Consider the following 22,266-nt stretch of genomic DNA (forward strand, 5'->3'; position numbering starts at 1 on the left):
CTCTGTATCTATGGCAATACCTAACTCTTTGCTCAGAATCGTAGAATTTAGGTGTTTTAAGCATCTCTCCAAAGGTTGAAAAGCTTATACAGCGGAAGATATAACTTTTAGTATCTACTGGTAAAAGTATTAAATTGCCACGCTAGAATTACATATAATATATCGGTTAATTTTAATTTTTAATTGTTGATTTATAGCGTTTTATTTGAGTAGATCATATCCCTCTTCTCTGACTTTACGAGAGGGCGATCGCTAGAACGCTCATCAGGCAATTAATACAAGCTATTCTCTTAGAAAAAAATGCTCTTGTATTCGTCATCATTAAAAATCGATTCTAAGATTTCAGGCGTTAATTCTCACTCTTGTGCTTCAAAGCTCACTTTATCCATCGGGTTTTTTAAACGTGCAATGGACTCAAGTCTAGGAGTCGTAAATTGAGATTGCATAATTGCCACAATTTTAAGTTGCAATTGTTCCCGTTCTTCTTCAGTGGCATTGCGGTATGCCTCTGCTACCAAGGAGAGAACTTTGATGCTAATTTCTTCTTTAGTAATCATGGCCTGTTTGCTTCCATAATTTTTCATCTTTAATTATACTTAGCTAAAATATAATTTTAATTTAACTTCTTTCGTAAAACATATCTTTTAGGACTTATTATCAATTTACCTAAGTTAAGATATGCCATCCAACAACCAGAAACAATCTAATATTTTTTCCACACCCGAATTAGACGCTAAATCATCAGCAGCAATAGATACGAATGCAAAAGTAATTAACACTAACGAAGAGCTTGATACAGTTGGCAGTTTTGATAATGGAAATCAAGTAATTACAAAACAAAAGAGCTTGTTTAAAGTCTCTGACATAATCCCTGATATTCTTTCTTTCAAAAAAGAATTAGAACAAACTAAACTGCTTAAACATCTACAAAATGAAACAAATCTTAACACACCTGAACTAGATTTTGCTCCTTATTTTGCTTATTTCGCTAACTCATTTTCTGATTTAAACAAGTATATATTGCCTTACAATGCTACAGAACTAGAAAATGATGAACTCGGACTGAAGAAAAAACTTAATCAACATATGGAAGAAGATGAATGTCACAATGGTTTATTTAATGATGATATGCAATTAGTCCAATCCAAATTTAATAGCTTTACTTTTTCTGATTATTTAAATTTCTTGTGGAATGACAACATTAAAAATAGTCGTGTTCTAGGATTTGAAATTGCAAAACTAACGCAAATAGCTTCAGATCCTCGCCTAAGATATTGTTTAATTCGTACTATAGAAGAATTAGGTAATACTTTTTTTTCAATTTCGTATAAGTGTACTATAAATAGACAAGAGAGTAAATATTTCGGCTCTATTCATTTAGGATATGAACCAGGAGGTTTACATCTTGAAGATAATAATGAATCAGAATTTTTGAATCAGAATTTAACCTTAGAGGAATACAATTTAGCCAAAGGTATTACTCGAGAATGTTATACATTGTTCTTTAATTTCTTAGAAGAAATTTATGAAGTGAAGAATTGTATTCAAGTGTAACTTCTGTCAGATTAAGGTTTGTTTCACAAATCAAATAGGATTGCTATACCAGTTTTCTACACTCTGCCTCCCGAAGTTTATTTAATCATATAAAAGTCACCTAGTTGTAGGTGACTTTTATATGATTAAAATTTGATAAAAATTACTGAAATTTCAAACAGTGATTATTCCTCAATACAGCTAGGAATACCCAAAACGGCACAGGGGAAATTAGAACCTAGTGCCTTAATCATCGGATGATTTGCAGATTTACAACCAACAAACAGTATATCCGCAGCTTCTGATTCAACAACTTTCTTAATTTCTGTGGAAATAGAACCAAAGCGTAAATGAGATTTAAAAGAACCCTGCCATTCTTCAGCCAAACTTCGTGCTTGCCAAAGAATTTTATCTGCTTCTTGCAGGGGAGTTATTACTGTCTGCAATTTTGGTTGAGTTAATAAAAGTGTGGCAGACTTTGAGACTTCACCAATCTGACATTCTAATGGAGGGTGTTGTATGGGAAAGTTCAAGATATTTGGATACTGGTTGTTTTCATTGTCTTCCAACACATACACAGCTTGAACTGTGACTTCTATATTGGTGGCTAAACGTGTTTGGTGAGCAATCCAAAAGCCAATATCCAATGCCGTATGACTGTTAGGAGAAGCATCATAGGCAACAATTAAGTTAACAGAACTTGGTGTTTGAGATGTTTGAGAAAAAAGTTCTTTTGGTTCTGGCAATAGTACCATTTGCTCAATTAAGTCATCTCGACCTATGGCACTTTGCAGCCGTGCTAACATTGGCTTAATTTTCACAGTTTTACTTCTCCCAATGAAATGAATTAGTAATTGAGAAGCAGGGCACCAAATTTCGGATTTTAGATTTTGGATTTTAGATTTATCTGCAAAAACCCTAATCTAAAATTTAAAGTTCGTAGAGGAAACCCCAATAACAACTGTATTACAGCCAAAATCTTGGGGGTTCCTTCCATTGCCTACGGAGTTAGCTGACGGGCTAAGACTGGAAGGTGTCTCTCTCTTCGGAGTGTTGAGTACTGAGTTAATATTAATAATTGCTAACTCTTGTACAGATGCGATTAATCGCGTCTCTAATACTCACTTTTTATGAGATTAGCCCCACAATATGGTTCCTCCGCTTCAAATCTAGCTTTGATGAATTTGAATTAGGCTACCCGCTAAAAAAATGATAATCTAATTTACTCGTCTTGTGTGAAATATCGATCCAGGAAATTCAGGGCGTGGTTGCGGAGTTCAAAATATTCTTTTGAGTTTCTCATGGCGGCGCGATCGCGTGGATGCTCAAAAGGAACTTCTAATATCTCTCCGATGTTGGCAGCTGGACTATTGGTCATTAATACGATGCGATCGGACATATAAATTGCTTCATCTACATCGTGGGTAATCATCATCACCGCTTGTCGATTGTTTTCCCAAATATCTAATACTTGTCGCTGCAATTTACCACGTGTTAGGGCATCTAATGCCCCAAAAGGTTCATCCATCAGCAACATTTTGGGACGAATTGCTAAAGCTCTGGCTATGCCTACACGTTGTTTCATACCTCCAGAAATTTCCTCAGGATATTTGTCAGCCGCCGCCGTCAAGTTTACCATTGCCAAGTGTTGATTTACAATACTGATTTTTTCAGATCGACTGGCATTTTTTAGTACTTCATCCACAGCTAAACGGATATTTTCGCGCACTGTTAACCAAGGTAACAGTGCATAATTTTGAAACACCATCATCCTGTCTGCTCCTGGCTTGCGGATTTCTTTTCCATCTAAGCGTACTGAGCCAGAAGTTGCTTTTTCTAAACCACCGATAATCTTCAGTAGTGTTGATTTCCCGCAACCAGAGTGACCAATTACAGAAATATATTCATCTTCACCAATGCTAAGGTTAACTTTATCTAGAACGACAAAATTATCTTTATCAGGTGTCGGATAAGACTTGACTAAATTTTCAATTTCTAAAAATCCAGGACGGGGTAGAACTGTATTTTGGGTATCAATAGGTAATGAGGTATATTCCATCATTAAATGCTCCGGAAATAATTTAGTCGTCAGTCAACAATTTGAAGTTGGTATTTAAGACATGAAAAAACGAGTGGGAGCATTAGCCCTGATCGCAAAACTATTCAGATAGCCGACTGGATTACTAGGGTCGAAACCTTTCTTATCTATAAATACTTCTGGTGGTTCGACTTTGTAATCATCCTTGGGACATTTAATGCCCATTTCCGAAGCTATCTCCCGATATAAATCGGTTCTCCAACCTTGTTCAGCTACTTTCTCAGCATTTTTGGGAAATTTTTTAATTTGTCCCCACCGCGCTGCTTGTGTCATTAACCAGATACTTCTCGATCTCCATAAAAATGTCGAGTGTTCTCCTGACTGTTTAGGAATGTTGTCAGGAATATCGAAGAAAATCGTGGTATCGGCGGCTTGAATGGTGCGGTCTTTACCGTCAAAGCCGCCATAGTTGTAGTTACCGAGAATTCCCGGACTTGTAAATTTCGTGATTGGGGCATTTTTATTTTTGGGTTTTGCACCTGTAAAGGAACGGTCTGTAAGCAGTTCAGCAACTTCTTGGCGGTTTTCTGGTTTGCTGCAATACTGGCAAGCTTCAATCATTGCTTTGACAAGGGAACGATAGGTTTTAGGATATTTTTCGATAAAAGATTCCATTACGCCCAAAAGTCTGTCTGGGTGTCCCAACCAAACTTCTTTGCCTTGTGTAAAGGTAAAGCCGATATTTTCGTTACCTGCGATCGCTCTGGTGTTCCAAGGTTCTGCAACCATGTAAGCTTGCATGGCACCAATCCGCACGTTTGTCACCATTTGCGGGGGGGGGACGATGATGACACGAAATTCTTTCAGAGGGTCGACACCAGCGGCGGCGGATATGTAGCGGACAAAGTATTCGTAAATGGCAGAACTTAATACTACTGCCCAAACTTTGCGTTCTGGTGGTTGCCGATCAAAATAGCCCCGAAAATCTTTACCAAAGGCTTCCAATGCACCATCACCATATTTTTCTTGATACTCATACCAGGGACGCAGCCCAAAATCCCACATGGCTCTGTTCATGGTCATGGCGTTACCGTGGCGGTGGATAGTCATGGCTGCACACAGGGGAGCATGGCGCGCGCCTTCGGCACCAATTCTGGCGTTGGTAACGGCACCAGATACTACGGGGGAAGCGTCTAAGCGACCAAAAATTAAACCGTCGCGGGAGGTAGCCCAACTGGCTTCGCGGTTGAGTGTGACGTTTAAGCCATATTTGCGAAAGAAGCCTTTTTTCCAGGCGATCGCAAATGGCGCACAATCATTAACGGGAACATAGCCAATGGTAAGATCGGATTTTTCTAGGTCTTGGGATCTAACCAGTGGTTGCACAGCTAAGGCTTCTTCTGTTAATCCTTTGGCTGATTTATCTCCAGAAATCGCACAGGAGGACAGCGATATTCCGGCTGTCGTTGCTCCTATTCCTTTAATAAAGTCTCGTCGAGTGTAGTTACGATCGCCCATTTTTGTGACTCCGTTGGTGACTCAATTTTGGATTTTAGATTTGTTCGGGAGTAGAAATTTCGGGGTGAATCTACTACAGTCTGCGCGAACAGACCTGATGAAATTTGGGATTTTGAATTATTCCAAAATCTAAAATTGAAAATCTAAAATTCAGTTGAATTAGTTGGAAGTTGTAGGGCGGCGAGTGACTAATTCTTGGATTTTACCTACGGCGTAATCAAGAATTAGACCGGTTAAGCCAATTACTAATACGGCTAAAAAGACTGAACTCAGGTTCAACCGACTCCATTCGTCCCAGACAAAAAAGCCAATGCCAATACCGCCTGTGAGCATTTCTACGGCGACGATTACTAGCCAAGCTATGCCTAAACTAATTCGCAAACCTGTAAAAATGTAGGGCAAACTAGCAGGCCAAATGATTTTTGTAATCCGCCGCCATCGTGGCATTTCTAGTACTTTTGCCACATCTAAGTAATCTTTAGGAACGCTAGAAACTCCTAAGGCAGTATTAATTATTGTCGGCCATAGAGAAGTAATAAAAATCACAAAAATGGCTGAAGGATCTGCTAAGTTAAAAATGGCTAAGGCTATGGGTAACCAAGCAAGGGGCGATACGGGTTTAAAAATTTGAATGATGGGATTGAGTGCTAGCATTGCCTCTCTGGACATACCAATTAAAAACCCTAGAGGTATGGCGACTACTGCACCTAACAAAAAGCCCAGTAATACCCTTCGCAGACTTGCTATCAATAACCAACCAATGCCTAAGTTGCCCGGTCCTCTTTCGTAGAAGGGATTTAAGATGTAATCTAAATTAGCAGATAATGCTTCTGGTGGGGTGGGCATTAATTCATGGTTGGCAAGCGCAACAATCCACCACAGCACGATGATTCCCAAGAAACCCAAGATAGGTAGAAAGAAGACATCTCTAAAGATGACAGGTTTGGTCTTTTTCCAAACAGCTTGTCCAGCGATCGCCGCGATCGCAGCTAAATTGAGTTGAAGGATCATTTACAACCTCAACAGAGTTTAAGTGCAGGTACAAAAATTCGAGCAGTACCAGCCTTGGACACCGATGAGATCGGAACATTATAAAAATGCCGTCTCTTCAGTCTCCTCTCAATGCCTACGAAGTTAGCTGACGGGCTAGGGCTGAGAGATGCCCCTCTTTTTAAAGTGCTGAGTGCTGAGTGCTGAGTTCTGAGTTGCATTTTAGAAACTCTTAACTTTTGACTCTTAAACTCTTCGCTCTCTTGAAGATACGCCCCACAATTTGGTTCCTCCGCTCCAGCGTTATGCACTGTGATGGGCTGGATTAGGCTGACTTACTCTAATAGATACGAAATTATGCACAATATAATATCTATGAGAAGAGTATAACATTAATGCTCAGTAAAGTCATCTATCTTCTCTGGGATCTTGTTTCTTTAAATACCAAAATCAGCTATTCCTCCTAGTTTTTTCGTAATTGATATATTTTATAATTTTTCATCAATTTAGTTTTGTTATGAGTAGACTCTCTGCCCAGAGGGCTAAATAAGAATAATTGAGTCAATGATCAAGATGGTTAACTGCTGAATTAAGATTTTTTAAGAAAATATAAATTATACTTCTAAAAAAATCTCTGGAGATTTAATCCATTAGCTGCGATAACAGACAAAATCTCTTACTTTTGATAGTCGAATTAGATTACTAATTTTGGTAAAACAGCACTTCAGTCGCTAAACTAATTTCATATGGAACTTTACTCATCTCTCTCTTAGCTGAATTTAACATAATGGATTTTAGTCAATTCCTGGCTGAAAAAAGTGATATGATCGTAGATAAGTGGGTGACAGCAGTTCGCAGAGATAAGCGGATTGAAAGTGCTGATGACCTATCTTATACAGCAATTAAAAATCATATTCCCAGTGTTTTGAAAGCAATGGTAACGGTGCTTTCAAAATCTGAAGAGAATGATATTGAGTCGATAGTTGTTGCCAGTTTTGAGCATGGAGCGATTCGAGCGGAACAAGGCTTTGACACAACAGAAATTGCTAGAGAATATCATTTGTTAAGAACAGCAATATTTGATACCATTCAGACAGATTTACTGAATGGAACACCGTCAGAGATAATTCGTTCTATGCGTTTAATTGATGCGATTGTAGATGAAGCGATCGCTCGGTGTTTCAAGAGTTATGTTGAAGAACGCTTCCGGGAATTCAGACACTTACAAGCGTCACTAACACTGCATAATCAAGAACTGACGCGGTTAACTAGTGCTAATCAAGAGTATCTTTCCCAACTAGCCCACGAATTGAAACATCCCCTAACTTCTATTATTGGTTACTCGGATTTATTTTTACGCCAACAACGAAAAAACACTCAGCTAAAAGACAACTATTCTAATTTAGAACATATTGAGCGGGTGCTACGCAACGGTAGACAATTACTACACCTGATTAATGATGTACTAGAACTTTCGCGCTATGACGCGGGACAGATAAAACTCCAACTAGCACCCACCAATGTGGCTGAACTAATTAATAATGTCTGTGAAATGTTGGAACCTTTAGCTGCTGAGAAAAATTTACAAATCGTAGTGGATTGCGATCGCGCTCCCCAAGAATCATTTACGGATTCTTTTCAATTACAACAGATTGTCACAAATCTTATTAGTAATGCGATTCGTTATACAAAATCGGGGACTATTATTATTATGTGTCAGGTGTTGGAGAAACAGAGATGGGCGATCGCAGTTTCTGACACTGGAATTGGCATTGCACCAGAAGACCAAGCCCACATATTTGAACCCTACTTTCGCGTCAGTGCTAGCGATCGTCCCTACCTTCCCGATAGTACAGGGTTAGGATTGGCGATCGTTTCCCGCTTAGTAAAACTACTGCAAGGTCAAATTCATTTAGTGTCTGAAGTAGGCGTTGGTTCCACTTTCACCGTAATTTTCCCCTCACAATTAGAGATAGAAAAGAATTAACTTCGCGTCAAAATATCAAAATACAGCATTTTTCTTTTGCATGAAGTACTATGCATTATTTGAATAATCAAGCTTTTCCTAAAAATCTAGTAATGATTAATAATAAAGGGGAAATTGTTGTCAAAAACTAGAAATAAAAGCTTATTGCTCGTAGTAAGCGTTTTAGCGCTAAAGCGCTTACTACAAACATTTACGCAGGTGTAGATTTAAGCAGCCACAGGAGTAGGTGCAGCGAATTTAGCATATCGCTCGATGTAAAATTCTTTAGAGTTAGCGATCGCTTTCACAGAATTACGCTCCTTCAGGGCGTGCTTCCATTGCTTCACACGGGTGAATTCAGTCGGGAGAGCAAAGCCACGATACTCTTTAAGTGCAGCCCAGCGCTCAAACCAGGGGAAAAAAGTTAAATCTACCAAACTGACAGATTCACCAAACCAGTAGGGACCTTCTCCAGATAGTTTTGCTAAACCTTCGTTTTCAATAAATTCCAAGTGTTTGTATAGTTCCTGCTTAGCTTCTTCTTGTTTTTGGATATCTGAACTTCGCAGAAGGTTAGAAAAAGCCGAAACAAACCTGGTATTAGCAAAATCAATCCAGATGCGAGCCTGTGCCCTAGCAATAGGATTGCTGGGTAACAGAGGTGGATTAGGAAATACCTCATCTAGATACTCGTTAATTACTGCTGACTCCCAAACTCGCTCATTATTATGAGTAATTGCTGGGACTTTACCATAAGGGGAAATCTTCCTAAAACCCTCCGGTGGATTCTGCAAATCAATCTCAATCAAATCGAAGTCAATGCCCTTCTCTTGTAGTACCAACCGGGTACGGTGAGCATAAGGACAAACAACTGCACTGTATAGTTTGATTTCAGCCATTTTAAGTACCTTTGTAAATCGGACTTATTGAGAATTGAATTTTCATCCAAATTCTCAAATCTTAAATGGGCATGGGGGATTGGGAGTGCTGTACATGGATAGCGGGGCGTTTAGCCCGTGCTGAGTTAGGAATTTTTTAATCTCCTTGTCCCCTTATGTCCCTTGTCCCCCTTGTCTCCCTTACCCCCTTACCCCTCCCCTCCGCCTTCTCCTAAAGCCAGGGTATCTCTTCCGGTGCATAACGGAAGGCGCGGAAAACTGAATTTTGCTCCCCACGGGTTACCGGCGATTTCTCACCTGGAATATTCCGAGCTGCAAAGTGGGGGTTGATGTATTCCCAAACAATTTCTCCTGTAACTGTCACCTCGAATATCCGACCATAGGCACCTTCTGTAATTAAGGTATTGCCATTCCCTAAACGTTGCGCTCCTGATATGTAGGAACTAAAGAAATTTTGGGGCGGGCTATCGGTGTATTCCCAAACTATCTCTTTAGTTTGGCGATTGACCTCAATCACACGAGAGAAATTGAGAGCGATGTGACGCCGATGTGCGCCATTATCGAAAATCAGGATATTACCGTTAGCTAATTCGTTCGGGAAATGTTGCTGTGCTAGTATGTCATCACCCAAGGTCCAGATAATTTCTCCAGTTTGGCGATCGATAATCACCACTGTCGATATATTCCGAAAACTGACAATAATATTGCCATTAGCGAGTTCCCCGACTGTATTTCCATGAGTCCATTCGTGTCGATGATCTTGAGGAGTAATCGTAAATATATCCGGATCGAGGTGTTCGTGGGCGTGCCAAGTCCAAACAATTTCACCTGCTGGAGTCACTTCATAAAGCACATCAGCATAGATATTACCATCTGGTTCTGTACCTGCTATGTCACCTTTAATCAGAGGAACCAAAGACTGAGGTATTTTTTCAATCGCTAGTAAAATCGTGTTTCCATTAGCTAGCCTACGTCCATCGTGATGATGATCTGGATGCTTATACTCCCAGATAATATTCCCTTTAGGATCTGCTTCTAAAACAACCCCACTTTTAAATGCAGCCCACAAAGCAAAACGTAGTGGCTCTTCTGGTGGAGTCTTACCGTTATAAAAGAGGTTACCATTAGGCAAGAGATAACCATATAACCCTGGTGGATATGGCAGATTCCACTGGTGTACTACTTCTCCTTCTAGATTCAACAGGTAGACTTCACCTTGACCTGTCAGAGGTGTAAAAAGCGTGTATCCTTTGAAGACTTTTTCCGGATTGTAAGCTTTTAAACCAGTACCCCGACGACGAATAGTATTTTGGTCAACCAATGTTGGTGTAAAAGTCATATCCTACCTAGTAAATATCTAGTTTTTGATCATTCGAGCTATCTTTGCAAATTGGGCATTGGTTATTCCCCCATTTCCCACTCCCTACTCCCCACTCCCTACTCAGCACTCTTACGGTGCTGGATTCGGAGACTGAGCATGAGCTATATCCAACTCTTCCAAAATATCTTTGTCGAGAACTACATTCACGCTTTCGAGATTTTCTTTGAGTTGTTCTAGTGTCGTGGCACCAATAATTGTGCTAGCGACAAACCAACGACTCCGCACGAAAGCCAAAGCTAGATGTGCTGGACTTAATTGATGGCGCTTGGCAATTTCTACATAAGTTTTCACTGCTTCGCTTACTTTTGGTTTGAGATATCGCTGACCAAAATTTTCAAACAAACTAACTCTTGTTTTCTCTGGTTTCCCATTTAAATATTTGCCAGTTAAGAAGCCAAACGCCAAAGGACTATAAGCTAGTAACCCAATTTCTTCGTGATAAACTGCTTCTGCTAAGTGTCCGTCAAATACTTGATTGAGTAAGTTGTAGGCATTTTGAATCGAAAGAACTTTGGGCAATCCTAACTGTTTAGCAATGTTACTAAACTGAGTGACTCCCCAAGGTGTCTCATTACTCAAACCGATATAGCGAATTTTCCCTGCTTTAATGACATCGCCAAAAACTTCTAGCTGTTCAGCTATGGGTACTGTCTCTCCTACTTGAGTTGGATCGAACACCGTTTGTCCAAACCGTGGCACATAGCGATCCGGCCAATGAATTTGATATAGATCGATATAGTCTGTTTGTAATCTTTTGAGACTATCATCTATCGCTTCTTTGATATTATCGCGATCAAGTGCCTCGGCTCCACCACGTAACCATTTAAAGCCTCTACCAGGACCGGCAATTTTAGTAGCGATAATAACTTTATCTCTTTGTTGGTGTTTTAACCATTCTCCAATGTAAGTTTCAGTTAATCCATAAGTTTCAGCACTTGGAGGTACTGGATACATCTCAGCTGCATCAATAAAGTTGACTCCTTGGGCAATAGAATAGTCTAGCTGTTGGTGTGCTTCTTCGATGGTGTTTTGCCGTCCATAAGTCATAGTGCCCAGACAAATTTCTGAAATTCTTAAGTCACTGTTGCCAAGTTGGTTATATTTCATATTCTTGTATTGGTCTTAAGTTAAATAAGTTGGAGCAATAAAAAATCCCAAAATGTAAGATACAATACTTGCTTTTATTGATTTTTTGTGCAATGGATTTTTTGAGCCTCAGCAAATACTACGGTAGATCAGTCTACTTGCAGTAGTATATCAGAAAGTTTTAAGATTCTTCTAGAATTAAGTCTTAATAAATATTCATAAGTGCTATTAAGGGTAATTTATGAATTGCCTTTATCTGAAAATCAGGGTTTTGGCTATTGTTTGCGTCAGTCCTATTATTTGAAAAAAAGCGATCGCCTGCTTTTTCTGCTGGAATCTTGTGACTAAATTTTATTTTTATTAATTTTGCTACCAGTAAAAACGTTTTTCAGCGAAGTGATATAAAATATACTAAGAATAAATACAGAGAAAAGCACAGTAATTCTCTGTAAGGACTTATTTGTTCATATAAAGGAGTGCATTATGGAATATCTTGCTTATTCGCACATGTTTATTGCTCAAGAAGAGGCATCTACAAACACTGAATATAATCTACCAAAATCCCAATTTTTGCAAAAACCTCTTAAATCTTCTTCCATAGTTATTACTAAAAAAAAGGCATCTACAAACAGCAAATCTAATCTACTAAAATCTCAACTCAATTGGAAAAAACTTCTTAAATCTTCGGCTTGGTTAACTTTAGCTGGTGTTGGTGTATTACTTATTGCTGTCAGCCAAATTGAAATGACTTTGGCAGCATATGTAAGAACTAACGGCAGTTGTCTACGTATTCGTACAGGACCAAGCGTTAGCTACTCGTATACAGACTGTGTAAAAAATGGCTCTCCACTTCCAGCAATTGAACGATATGAAAACGGTTTTGCTAGGCTTTCTACAGGTAGATATGTTTTTGCCAGATGGATTGGCGATAAACCGGACAGTCCTACTATGACTAGACCTGGTGGGGTTGGTGGTTCATTTACCCTTAGCCCTGGTTCTAGAGGTCAGCTTGTTAAAGACGTTCAAACAGCTTTAGGTAATATCACAGTTGATGGAGTTTACGGTCCAGAAACTGTTCGTCAAGTCCGAAGTTTTCAAGCAAGTAAAGGTTTACTTGTAGATGGTATCGTTGGTCCTGAAACTCGAGTAGCTCTGGGTATTTAACAATGACTAATTTAGGGGCAATTCAAGAATTGCCCTTACTTGGAAATATCTGATACGGCGTTGTATGTTTCGGAGATCAATTGACATTTTTTACCAAAATACAAGGTAGATTCTTTCGTCTTTTGCCTGAGACAAAATTCATCGCATCAATCATCAATATCAGGAAGGTGGATTTAATAAAATCTAACTCTCGTATAGCGCGTTATAAAGGTATAACGTACTATACGAGAGTCATTTCATTGCATTATGCTGTAAAAAAATACACCCTAATAAACAGCTTTTGGATTTTGTTTAATCTAGATTTCTAAGTTGATGTTGGAAATTAAAGACCCAAGTAATTTTGTACAATTTCCAAAATGCGCTCTGCTGCATGACCATCCCCAAAAGGATTAATAGCATTTGCCATTGCTTCATAAGCATCTGGGTAACTGAGTAACTCACTAGCGGCTGCAAAAATGTTCTCACTTGTAGTTCCCACAAGTTTTGCTGTACCAGCTGTAACAGCCTCTGGTCTTTCTGTGGTGTCTCTCAAAACTAATACTGGTTTTCCCAAGCTGGGGGCTTCTTCCTGTAATCCACCAGAGTCAGTAAGCAAAAGATGCGATCGCCTAATTGCTGCCACTAGTTCACCATAATCTAGAGGTTCCGTCAAGAAAATTCGGGGATGATTTCCTAAAAATTGCTGTAATGGGACTCGCACTGTGGGATTTCGGTGCAATGGTAAAAGCAAAGCTGTATCCGGAAAGTTGTCTAAGATTTGTAAAAACCCCTGAGCGATCGCTTTGAGAGGTTGTCCCCAATTTTCCCGACGATGTACTGTTGCTAACATAACACGATATGAATCCCAATCTAAATTCGGTACATCGCAATCTATTTGCATTGCAGCCACATTCAACAATGCGTCAATTACTGTGTTACCTGTCAAGTGAATTTCACCTAAAACACCAGAACGGTGCAAATTTTCTACAGCCCAAGGAGTTGGCGCAAAATGCAACTGAGTAATTTGAGAAATCAATCGCCGATTAGCTTCTTCTGGATAAGGATTGAATATATCATCAGTTCTTAACCCTGCTTCGACATGACCCACAGGAATTTTTTGATAAAAGGCTGCCAAAGCTGCGGCAAAAGCTGTGGTAGTATCTCCCTGCACTATCACTAAATCTGGCTTTTTTTGCTGGAATAACGCTTCTAACCCTTGTAAACTCCGACAGGTAATATCATTTAAAGATTGCTGAGCTTGCATAATTTCCAAGTTATAATCTGACTTGATATTAAACAGTTGCATCACTTGCTCAACCATCTCCCGATGCTGTCCAGTTAAAATTACTTGCAACTCAAAATCTGAACACTTTTGGAACACTTGAATCACCGGAGCTAGTTTAATCGCTTCCGGACGAGTACCCAGAATAATGCAAACCTGCTTTTTATTAGTCATTAGTCATCTGTAATTTGTCAAAGGCTATAGTCAATGGTCTATAGCCTAATAGTCAATAGTTAATGCTCAATCATCACAGAAAACATAAATATCAAACAATAAATCATACAAAACATGAAAAAACCCGACTGAAGCGGGTATACCTAAGGACTATATTTTAATCTCACAACTAAAATCATATAAAAAATGAAAAAACCCGGTTTAACCGGGCAGACGCACTGTTTGTCGAATTAAATTGTAAGGATTAGATTTTAATCTCACAAGTTAAAGGGCAAGCAGCGTAAACAGTAGTCTGCATTTGGTCTGCCTCTCCATGCAACCAACTTAACCATTTGACTTCGCTAGGATGAACTCCTTTCAGAGTTAGCACACCCGCAGCAAATACAACTGCCATTACATTAAACATGATTAAACCGCCTGCTACCAATAAAACAGCACTAACAGGCATCACAGATTGCAAAATGATTGACAGCAGACATCCCACCGTAGCCATCAAAACAACAAGTGGAAAACCCACAACTAGCAAGCATACTGCTAATGTGAAAGTCCATATTAAAAAGCTTTTAATCATCATCAAGGAGTAGGTCTTTCCTAGATTAGAGCTCTGAGCCGAAACCATGACTTTTCCTCCCAAAAATACACAGCAAGTTTTAATTCTCAGTTTGTTCTCGCTATTTTGCGAGTAAACTGAATCATTTATTGAACTTCAGTATATAAAAACTAATCAGGAAAATGAGCATTTTTTTACTAAACTTTACAGTTAATTTTTCGTAATTATGAATGTAAAGTCAAGTTGCCTTTCATTTAAAAAGCTTGTTATCTGCATCTGTCTTCAGGCATAGAAGCTAAAAGGCATAAGCTTTTAACCTCGATCCCCAAGACCTTATCCCCTTTCAACTTAACATTTCTTATAATAATTCCCAAGTCTTCTCATAATTTTAAATACTGGCTGAATTCATGAACTGCTAGTGTTTGTGTTGTTAATTGCTAGCAATTAATCTACATACTTGCGGTAATTTTCTCATTTAATATAGTTAGAATATTTACGTTATAGCTATGGTGCTTAAAAGCTCTTTAGATTCACAGTGTATTTTCTGAGGTGATTTGAGTCCTTACGTGTGTTAAACCAGGTTATAGAAGCTAAAAAATTTTTATAAAAATTCTGATTAGTAAATTCAACGAAAAAAAGATACAAGGTGAGGTGGATGAAATGGATTGACTGTGGCTGTAGAGTTTCAATCGCCTTGCATTACCCCCAGGGCTTGCACATCAGCCTACTTCAGAACTTATCTAAAGTAAGTGGCTTGACTTCTCGCTAATTCAACTTTTTGACTGCCAAATGTGAAGATATATGACAGAATCACAGTCTCCATTAAATTCTAACTCTGCTGCCGGTCGTAACTTGCCACCAATGCCACCGCCTCCGCCAATGGCAACGTTTAGTACACAGCGACAGATGACACAAACATTGGATATGTCAGCTGATAGGAGTAGCAACTCTCCTGTTGTTAACTCTGCACCTGTTGCATCTCATCGTCCGGGTACACCACCACCAATACCTACTTCAGCTCAGCCTCAAAATAGCAGTCCGAAGCTCACTTTAGAGAAATTAATTAGGGAAGCTTACGATCAAGGATATTCTGACTTGCACTTGGGTATAGGTGAAGTCCCCCGCTTCCGTAGCCGAGGAGAAATTCAATCAACGGATTATCCAGAAACGGATAAAGAGGCTTTCATGAGTTGGTTGGCTGAGGTGATGACTGAGGCAGAAATTCAGCGCTTTGAAGAATACTTAGAATTTGACGGAGCAACTCAGTACGACTTCGCTCGCGTGCGGATTAACGTCTTTGGCTCTCTCAAAGGAGCTGCAATGGTATTGCGGTTGATTCCGCTGAAAATCTTAACTATGGAACAGTTGAGATTACCTCCGGTTTTTCGGGATATCTGTCATCACCACAAAGGTTTAATTTTGGTGACTGGACCGACTGGTTCTGGTAAGTCCACAACAATGGCGGCGATGGTTGACTACATCAATAAAGAGATGGCTAAGCATATCATCACCATTGAAGACCCGATAGAATTTATCCATCAAAGCCGTAAATCCTTGGTCAAACAGCGGGAAGTGGGAATGCATACCCGAAAATTTGACAACGCTTTAAAGGCAGCTTTGCGGGAAGATCCAGATTTGATTCTGGTGGGAGAAATGCGGGATAAAGAAACAGTCAACACCGCCCTAAAAGCCGCTCAGACTGGTCACTTGGTAATGGGAACCTTGCACACCAACAGCGCTGTTAAAACCATCGAGCGGATACTTAACTTGTACTCTGGTGATGAACAGGATGCAATGCGGGTAGCAATTTCTGAGTCTTTAGTGGCAGTAATTGCTCAAGGTTTGTGCCGCACAACAGACGGTAAGCGGGCTGCTTTCCACGATGTGCTGATCAACACTGAGGCTATTAAAGAATGGATCAAAGATGGTAAGTATGATGAAATTGGCGAATTGATGAAACAAGCCAGTTTTGACGGTATGATCACTATGAATCAGTCGTTGCTCAATCTCTATCAAGACGGTCGCATTACTGAAGAAACGGCTTTGGAAATGTCACCAACTCCTAACGAAATGGCGCAATTTCTCCGAGGTCGAGTTTAGGATTGGGGACTGGGGACTGGGGACTGGGGACTGGGGACCTGGATTTCTCACAAGTGAGAAATCCAAGGGGTGTGCGAGGTGTGGGAGGATGGGGAAGAAGTCTTACCCCCCACACTCCCCACACTCCTCTTCCCTCTCTGCCTACACTATGCGTGAGAAATCCGGGGGGACTGGGGACTGGTCAATATTTAGTAGTCAGTAATTATATCTCCCTCATCTCCTATCCCAAATATCTTTGTGTTCCTGGTTGTGGTTATAGCTAAGGTAAAAGGTAACAGAGAGAAATTTTCCTTTTTAGTTCCTTAGCCTCCGTGAATAACTTGACAACAAACAAACTATCTACACCCCAGTTGTTCAAAGGCATTGCGCTATTTACACCTGGAGGAGATTTAATTTATTGCATCGACCCTAGCAAACAAGGTCGATGGCATTTACATTTGTGTTCTGCTTTGCAAGAAATCTTAGATTTACCAGAGCCACCACACTTTTTAGTACCTTGTTATACTGCGACTATTGACCACTGGTTAGATCCGCGCAGTCAAAAAGTGCGAACTTTTGCTGAGGCATATCCAGCTGTAATTAGACATCAACCTTTACTAAATGCGATTTTTGCCACAGGAGACTTAGTATGGCAAGCTGCTCCTTGGCAGGAAGGGTTATGCGATCGCATGGTGTTAACAAGTTATCGTTCTTCATTCCCGCAACTTTGGGACGATCACGATTTAATTGTCCGTTTAGACCTTTCTGAGCCTGTGCCAAAATATCACCAACCAGTGATAGTACAAAAAGAGCAAGTTACAACTCAAGGCTATGTTCTGCGCTTGTTTGTTGCCGGACATAGCGGAACTACCGAACGTATCCTTCACAATTTACACGAATTGTTAGAGCGATCGCTCGGACACCCTTATACTCTAAAAGTGATTGATGTTTTAACTCATCCAGAACAAGCAGAAGTTAATCAGGTTTCTGCTACTCCTACCCTGGTCAAGGTTTGGCCTCACCCAATTCGGCGAATTGTTGGAGAATTGGATCATGTGGACAAAATTTTACAGATGTTGGGTGCTAAGGAAAAATTTTAAATTTTATTAAAAACGTTAATTTCCTAGATGGGAGTGTATAGGCCTAGCCCAACTGAGAAGTGAGCTTAGCTAATTGATAGTTACCAGCTAATTCGACTAATTTCTTTGCCGAGTGCGCGGATGGGTAGGTGTTTATGAGGGAGTGACCATAAAAATCGCTGAATTGCCTTGTATGTAAGCATTTGACGGCAGTGACATCTGGAAACCATCCGCGCACCTTATCTAGTCTAGCTTTCAGGGATTTGCATCTAGTAAAATCCCAAGTCCTTATGTTATGATTTTATCATCCGCGCAACTGAACCTTGAAAATCAAATATCACAAGACTTTCAGAAGCAAGCAATTGCAATTAATCAAAATCCCTATTAGGGATTGAAACTTTGTACTGGGTAGTGAAAAATCATTTATCAATTTTATTGCAATTAATCAAAATCCCTATTAGGGATTGAAACTGGGGATTTCTTGCCGCTGCGAGAGAACACTTTTGCATTGCAATTAATCAAAATCCCTATTAGGGATTGAAACGTTTGCTTTACTCTTTTTGCTATTTCGCCGGCCGTTATTGCAATTAATCAAAATCCCTATTAGGGATTGAAACATGCCGATTATTTGAGCAAATCGCTCGATCTCATTGCAATTAATCAAAATCCCTATTAGGGATTGAAACCACAGTTTGACCCCATGCTCATCGCTGACAACATATTGCAATTAATCAAAATCCCTATTAGGGATTGAAACTTGAAAATTTTGCACACTCAGCAATTCTTGTTAGATTGCAATTAATCAAAATCCCTATTAGGGATTGAAACATTAACTGCAAATCAATTGGAACTTGATTTGCTTGATTGCAATTAATCAAAATCCCTATTAGGGATTGAAACGGTATTTAGCAACCATTTACCATATCTACTCGCTATTGCAATTAATCAAAATCCCTATTAGGGATTGAAACGAGCAGTCTGAGACTTGTGGTAGCTATGAGCGCAGATTGCAATTAATCAAAATCCCTATTAGGGATTGAAACTTTCATTAGAAACCTATTCATCTTTAGAAATGACAGATTGCAATTAATCAAAATCCCTATTAGGGATTGAAACCCTTTGGGTAGCTCCTTACTCGATGGCAGTACGCATTGCAATTAATCAAAATCCCTATTAGGGATTGAAACACCATCGTAAACCCATTTACCGCCACTTTTGACAAATTGCAATTAATCAAAATCCCTATTAGGGATTGAAACCCTTTGGAATATGGCTAAACGTTATCGGTGCAAGTTATTGCAATTAATCAAAATCCCTATTAGGGATTGAAACGAATAAGTTCTTCTTTTCCGCCTATCACAAGTTTCATTGCAATTAATCAAAATCCCTATTAGGGATTGAAACAAAAATCCTATACTGAAGTTAGGGTACTAGATAAATTGCAATTAATCAAAATCCCTATTAGGGATTGAAACCCGGAATCTGCTGATATGCAGGAAGTTGAGGAGCAACAAATTGCAATTAATCAAAATCCCTATTAGGGATTGAAACTGAGCTTCTGTTGCCGTGCCTTGTGCGATATTAGATTGCAATTAATCAAAATCCCTATTAGGGATTGAAACACGCTTCTAGAGTGTGGTGCGATATTCGGTTCAGAGTAGGATTGCAATTAATCAAAATCCCTATTAGGGATTGAAACCGAAGAAGTCGATCTTCCAGCTTATGTCACCAAATTGCAATTAATCAAAATCCCTATTAGGGATTGAAACAGAAAGCATCTCTGTTGTCATACCTGGTGGCAGAGATTGCAATTAATCAAAATCCCTATTAGGGATTGAAACTAACGATTACATCTATTTTCAAATGACAGTCAAGCTTGCTGATTGCAATTAATCAAAATCCCTATTAGGGATTGAAACCAATGCTGGTCTAAAGAAGTCTGTTCATATGCAGTGTTACTAGTATTGCAATTAATCAAAATCCCTATTAGGGATTGAAACCAATGCTGGTGGAGCTTGGAGATTCTGACACTGCGATTGCAATTAATCAAAATCCCTATTAGGGATTGAAACTGGCAATGGAGCGATCGTTGACACTAATTAAAAAAATCTCTCAGAATTTGCACAAATGCCAAAGTCTTTTCAAAGTGAATATTATGTCCAGCTTCAACAATTATTTTTAGCTGGGAACATTTACATACTTGCGCCATTTTCGTATTAATAAATACAAATTTTTCATCATATTTACCCGCTAATAAAAGGAGAGGAGTTGTATTTTCTGGTAGCTTTATCCACAAATTAGGTTGACACCCAGTACCCATGAAGCGTAGTGATTTATCTAATTCTTGGGGATTGTTATGCAAGCGATTTTCTAGCATTTTTTCATATTGCAGATTATTTTTTATAAAACCAAAAATTGGTTGATTATACCAGTTGGAGAGAAAAGCAGCAAAATCAATTTTGGCAGTAATTCTTGCTAATTTTCTACCGATCTGCATATCACGTTTAATTCGTTCTAATCGTTCTACTTCTGTTTCTAAACCTGGAGAAGCTGATTCTAGTATAACTTTGAAGAAACGTTCCGGAAAATGTAGAGCTAGGTATAAAGCTAATCTTCCACCCATAGAATAACCAACTAAAAAGCATTTGGCAATTTTTAACCGATCCAATAAGTTAATTATCGCATCGGCAGTATTTGGCATTGTGTAGTATTCATCGCCACTTAAAACTTGAGTTTTGCCATGTCCTGGCAAGTCAACTGTTAAATAAGAAAATTCTTCAGATAGTAATTCTATGGCTTCATTAAATTCATCAATATTACCCATAAAACCGTGTAAAAAAACAATTAATGGTTTATCTATTTTGTGAATAAAACAATAGTTAAATTGATAATTTTTTAAACTCATATTTTTTTGTTTGATACAACAATATATAGCAAGTTCTCTACGAGAGGCTAGGGGAACGAGAGGTACTACTAAATTTATGGGTAAGCAATTTAGTGCTTACTACAAACCCTAAAAACTAACTTAACAAAGTACTACCTGAAAAATGCTGCAAATACTTTGTGAATCAATGATGGTAATAGTAGAAATTATCCACCAACCGACAACGTAGGTTTTTTGTATCGACGTGTAATCTTAATGCCAATACTTCAGGGTTTTTTGGAAAAAAGGGAAAGAAAAAACCTTTAATCCTTAGACTTTACCCTTTTCTCAAAACCCGATTTGGAATTAAAAAAGCAAAACCTGATAAGTATTGATCTTAATGCATTGTGACATGATTAAAATAAGTAATGTTTCTCTATTGTCATATGAAGATATTGGTGCTAAATGCTGGTTCGAGCAGCCAAAAGAGTTGTCTCTATGAAATTGCAGATAAGACTCTCCCTTCCCAAGCACCTGAACCTGTTTGGGAAGGGAAAGTCAACTGGACTCAAAACCAGGATGTAGCAGAAATTGACGTAACAACTAATACAGGTAAAAAACTGCAAGAATCAATTTCCATTGACTCTCCAGAAGCACACCTTATTTATATACTTAATACACTGATTGGTGGTGCTACCAAAGTAATTGATCGGTTGTCAGAAATAGATGTGGTAGGGCATCGTGTAGTACATGGTGGACGAGATTATCAAAATAGTGTGGTAATTACGGAGGATGTGAAAAAAGCGATCGCTAATTTATCTAACATCGCTCCAGAACATAATCCAGCCGCGTTGGCGGGCATAGAAGCAATTGAAAAAATCTTAGGAGAAGTCACCCAAATAGCAGTATTTGATACTGCATTTCATGCTACTCTCCCCGATGCAGCAGCAATTTATCCGGGACTCTATGAGTGGGTAGAGCAGGGCATTCGACGCTATGGCTTTCATGGCATCAGTCATGAATACTGTTCTGCTCGTGCTGCCCAAATTCTCGGTCAAGATTTAGCATCCCTACGTTTAATTACTTGTCATCTAGGCAATGGTTGTTCTTTGGCTGCCATTAAAAATGGTCACAGTATTGATACTACTATGGGATTCACACCTTTGGAAGGATTGATGATGGGTAGTCGTTCTGGCTCAATCGATCCAGGGATTTTAATTCACTTGTTGCGGTACTGCAATTACTCCGTCGAACAGTTGGATCGCATATTAAATAAAACTTCTGGTTTGCGAGGTATTTCGGGTATATCTAGTGATTTACGTGAAGTGACAAAAGCGATCGCCCAAGGTAACCCCCGCGCGAAACTAGCATGGGATATTTACGTGCATCGCTTGCGGTCTGGTATTGGTGCAATGCTTACCAGTTTGGGAGGATTAGACGTTTTAGTTTTTACCGCAGGTGTGGGTGAAAACTCTCCAGCAATTCGCCAAGCCGCTTGTGAAGCCTTAGGATTTTTGGGATTGAAAATAGACTTTGAGAAAAATCAACAACAACCTGTTGATGTTGATATTGCTACATCTGACTCAACAGTGCGAATATTAGTGATACACACTCAAGAAGATTGGGCGATCGCTCAACATTGTTGGCAAATATTAAAAGGCATTGCTCAATGATGGGATGATTGC

17 protein-coding genes, 1 CRISPR repeat array and 2 riboswitches are annotated in these 22,266 nt (G+C 39.2%); of the genes, 6 read left to right on the forward strand and 11 right to left on the reverse strand.

Going from position 1 to position 22,266, the window contains the following annotated elements; translation table 11 throughout:
• Positions 1-356: 356 nt before the first annotated feature.
• A complete protein-coding gene (locus ACFG4S_RS04555) occupies positions 357-557 on the reverse strand; it encodes a hypothetical protein (RefSeq protein WP_392533676.1) in 201 nt (66 codons plus the stop codon).
• Between the two features lie 121 nt (positions 558-678).
• Between ACFG4S_RS04555 and ACFG4S_RS04560 the strand changes: the two genes are divergently transcribed.
• The gene (locus ACFG4S_RS04560; protein WP_392533677.1) at positions 679-1,554 is read left to right on the forward strand and encodes a hypothetical protein; all 876 of its coding nucleotides are present in this window, start codon (positions 679-681) and stop codon (positions 1,552-1,554) included.
• A gap of 164 nt (positions 1,555-1,718) precedes the next feature.
• On the opposite strand, the gene ACFG4S_RS04565 is transcribed toward ACFG4S_RS04560, so the two are convergent.
• From ACFG4S_RS04565 to ntrB, 4 genes are all read right to left on the reverse strand, one after another.
• Positions 1,719-2,339, reverse strand: a complete 621-nt coding sequence (locus ACFG4S_RS04565) for a universal stress protein (RefSeq protein WP_392535907.1) — start codon at positions 2,337-2,339, stop codon at positions 1,719-1,721.
• A gap of 179 nt (positions 2,340-2,518) precedes the next feature.
• A riboswitch (cyclic di-AMP (ydaO/yuaA leader) is annotated at positions 2,519-2,718 on the reverse strand.
• A 37-nt stretch (positions 2,719-2,755) separates the two neighbouring features.
• Positions 2,756-3,592, reverse strand: coding sequence for an ABC transporter ATP-binding protein (locus tag ACFG4S_RS04570; protein WP_392535908.1), 837 nt, complete (start codon positions 3,590-3,592; stop codon positions 2,756-2,758).
• 54 nt (positions 3,593-3,646) lie between these two features.
• Complete coding sequence (locus ACFG4S_RS04575; protein WP_392533678.1) at positions 3,647-5,089, reverse strand: ABC transporter substrate-binding protein; 1,443 nt, start codon at positions 5,087-5,089, stop codon at positions 3,647-3,649.
• Between the two features lie 159 nt (positions 5,090-5,248).
• Positions 5,249-6,100 carry a nitrate ABC transporter permease gene (gene ntrB, locus ACFG4S_RS04580; RefSeq protein ID WP_392533679.1) on the reverse strand — a complete coding sequence of 284 codons (852 nt, stop codon included), beginning with the start codon at positions 6,098-6,100 and terminating at the stop codon, positions 5,249-5,251.
• A gap of 97 nt (positions 6,101-6,197) precedes the next feature.
• A riboswitch (cyclic di-AMP (ydaO/yuaA leader) is annotated at positions 6,198-6,421 on the reverse strand.
• A gap of 445 nt (positions 6,422-6,866) precedes the next feature.
• Here ntrB and ACFG4S_RS04585 point away from each other — a divergent pair.
• Entirely contained in the window at positions 6,867-8,066 is a 1,200-nt protein-coding gene (locus tag ACFG4S_RS04585) for a sensor histidine kinase (protein ID WP_392533680.1), read from the forward strand.
• A gap of 206 nt (positions 8,067-8,272) precedes the next feature.
• Here the strand turns inward: ACFG4S_RS04585 and ACFG4S_RS04590 are convergent, their stop codons facing one another.
• From ACFG4S_RS04590 to ACFG4S_RS04600, 3 genes are all read right to left on the reverse strand, one after another.
• Positions 8,273-8,944: a glutathione S-transferase family protein gene (locus ACFG4S_RS04590; RefSeq protein WP_392533681.1), complete on the reverse strand. Its 672-nt coding sequence runs from the start codon at positions 8,942-8,944 to the stop codon at positions 8,273-8,275.
• 211 nt (positions 8,945-9,155) lie between these two features.
• Positions 9,156-10,283 carry an aryl-sulfate sulfotransferase gene (locus ACFG4S_RS04595; protein WP_392533682.1) on the reverse strand — a complete coding sequence of 376 codons (1,128 nt, stop codon included), beginning with the start codon at positions 10,281-10,283 and terminating at the stop codon, positions 9,156-9,158.
• 111 nt (positions 10,284-10,394) lie between these two features.
• On the reverse strand, positions 10,395-11,432 hold the full coding sequence (locus ACFG4S_RS04600; RefSeq protein WP_392533683.1) for an NADP(H)-dependent aldo-keto reductase: 1,038 nt from the start codon (positions 11,430-11,432) through the stop codon (positions 10,395-10,397).
• 462 nt (positions 11,433-11,894) lie between these two features.
• Here ACFG4S_RS04600 and ACFG4S_RS04605 point away from each other — a divergent pair, with 462 nt between their 5' ends.
• Positions 11,895-12,575 (forward strand): peptidoglycan-binding protein, encoded by a 681-nt coding sequence (locus tag ACFG4S_RS04605; RefSeq protein ID WP_392533684.1) that lies wholly within the window; start codon positions 11,895-11,897, stop codon positions 12,573-12,575.
• Positions 12,576-12,897: 322 nt separating this feature from the next.
• On the opposite strand, the gene wecB is transcribed toward ACFG4S_RS04605, so the two are convergent.
• Positions 12,898-14,010 (reverse strand): non-hydrolyzing UDP-N-acetylglucosamine 2-epimerase, encoded by a 1,113-nt coding sequence (gene wecB / locus ACFG4S_RS04610; protein ID WP_392533685.1) that lies wholly within the window; start codon positions 14,008-14,010, stop codon positions 12,898-12,900.
• A 244-nt stretch (positions 14,011-14,254) separates the two neighbouring features.
• Positions 14,255-14,629 carry a hypothetical protein gene (locus ACFG4S_RS04615; RefSeq protein WP_392533686.1) on the reverse strand — a complete coding sequence of 125 codons (375 nt, stop codon included), beginning with the start codon at positions 14,627-14,629 and terminating at the stop codon, positions 14,255-14,257.
• Positions 14,630-15,361: 732 nt separating this feature from the next.
• Between ACFG4S_RS04615 and ACFG4S_RS04620 the strand changes: the two genes are divergently transcribed.
• Both ACFG4S_RS04620 and ACFG4S_RS04625 read left to right on the forward strand, forming a co-directional pair.
• Positions 15,362-16,660 (forward strand): type IV pilus twitching motility protein PilT, encoded by a 1,299-nt coding sequence (locus ACFG4S_RS04620; protein WP_392533687.1) that lies wholly within the window; start codon positions 15,362-15,364, stop codon positions 16,658-16,660.
• A gap of 311 nt (positions 16,661-16,971) precedes the next feature.
• A complete protein-coding gene (locus tag ACFG4S_RS04625; protein ID WP_392533688.1) occupies positions 16,972-17,739 on the forward strand; it encodes a circadian clock KaiB family protein in 768 nt (255 codons plus the stop codon).
• A gap of 340 nt (positions 17,740-18,079) precedes the next feature.
• A CRISPR array of direct repeats spans positions 18,080-19,790; the repeat unit is 37 nt; unit sequence ATTGCAATTAATCAAAATCCCTATTAGGGATTGAAAC.
• Between the two features lie 23 nt (positions 19,791-19,813).
• On the opposite strand, the gene menH is transcribed toward ACFG4S_RS04625, so the two are convergent.
• Positions 19,814-20,623, reverse strand: a complete 810-nt coding sequence (menH, locus tag ACFG4S_RS04630; RefSeq protein WP_392533689.1) for a 2-succinyl-6-hydroxy-2,4-cyclohexadiene-1-carboxylate synthase — start codon at positions 20,621-20,623, stop codon at positions 19,814-19,816.
• A gap of 404 nt (positions 20,624-21,027) precedes the next feature.
• Here menH and ACFG4S_RS04635 point away from each other — a divergent pair, with 404 nt between their 5' ends.
• The gene (locus ACFG4S_RS04635; protein ID WP_392535909.1) at positions 21,028-22,254 is read left to right on the forward strand and encodes an acetate kinase; all 1,227 of its coding nucleotides are present in this window, start codon (positions 21,028-21,030) and stop codon (positions 22,252-22,254) included.
• Positions 22,255-22,266: the final 12 nt, after the last annotated feature.

This window comes from Nostoc sp. C117 (genome assembly GCF_043099735.1).
Classification (GTDB): Bacteria; Cyanobacteriota; Cyanobacteriia; order Cyanobacteriales; family Nostocaceae; genus Nostoc.

What these genes read in the sequence shown, in the direction of transcription:
- ACFG4S_RS04555 (WP_392533676.1), bottom strand. Translation starts at nt 557, where the DNA reads ATGATTACTAAAGAAGAAATTAGCATCAAAGTTCTCTCCTTGGTAGCA.
- ACFG4S_RS04560 (WP_392533677.1), top strand. Translation starts at nt 679, where the DNA reads ATGCCATCCAACAACCAGAAACAATCTAATATTTTTTCCACACCCGAA.
- ACFG4S_RS04565 (WP_392535907.1), bottom strand. Translation starts at nt 2,339, where the DNA reads ATGTTAGCACGGCTGCAAAGTGCCATAGGTCGAGATGACTTAATTGAG.
- ACFG4S_RS04570 (WP_392535908.1), bottom strand. Translation starts at nt 3,592, where the DNA reads ATGGAATATACCTCATTACCTATTGATACCCAAAATACAGTTCTACCC.
- ACFG4S_RS04575 (WP_392533678.1), bottom strand. Translation starts at nt 5,089, where the DNA reads ATGGGCGATCGTAACTACACTCGACGAGACTTTATTAAAGGAATAGGA.
- ntrB (WP_392533679.1), bottom strand. Translation starts at nt 6,100, where the DNA reads ATGATCCTTCAACTCAATTTAGCTGCGATCGCGGCGATCGCTGGACAA.
- ACFG4S_RS04585 (WP_392533680.1), top strand. Translation starts at nt 6,867, where the DNA reads ATGGATTTTAGTCAATTCCTGGCTGAAAAAAGTGATATGATCGTAGAT.
- ACFG4S_RS04590 (WP_392533681.1), bottom strand. Translation starts at nt 8,944, where the DNA reads ATGGCTGAAATCAAACTATACAGTGCAGTTGTTTGTCCTTATGCTCAC.
- ACFG4S_RS04595 (WP_392533682.1), bottom strand. Translation starts at nt 10,283, where the DNA reads ATGACTTTTACACCAACATTGGTTGACCAAAATACTATTCGTCGTCGG.
- ACFG4S_RS04600 (WP_392533683.1), bottom strand. Translation starts at nt 11,432, where the DNA reads ATGAAATATAACCAACTTGGCAACAGTGACTTAAGAATTTCAGAAATT.
- ACFG4S_RS04605 (WP_392533684.1), top strand. Translation starts at nt 11,895, where the DNA reads ATGGAATATCTTGCTTATTCGCACATGTTTATTGCTCAAGAAGAGGCA.
- wecB (WP_392533685.1), bottom strand. Translation starts at nt 14,010, where the DNA reads ATGACTAATAAAAAGCAGGTTTGCATTATTCTGGGTACTCGTCCGGAA.
- ACFG4S_RS04615 (WP_392533686.1), bottom strand. Translation starts at nt 14,629, where the DNA reads ATGGTTTCGGCTCAGAGCTCTAATCTAGGAAAGACCTACTCCTTGATG.
- ACFG4S_RS04620 (WP_392533687.1), top strand. Translation starts at nt 15,362, where the DNA reads ATGACAGAATCACAGTCTCCATTAAATTCTAACTCTGCTGCCGGTCGT.
- menH (WP_392533689.1), bottom strand. Translation starts at nt 20,623, where the DNA reads ATGAGTTTAAAAAATTATCAATTTAACTATTGTTTTATTCACAAAATA.
- ACFG4S_RS04635 (WP_392535909.1), top strand. Translation starts at nt 21,028, where the DNA reads ATGAAGATATTGGTGCTAAATGCTGGTTCGAGCAGCCAAAAGAGTTGT.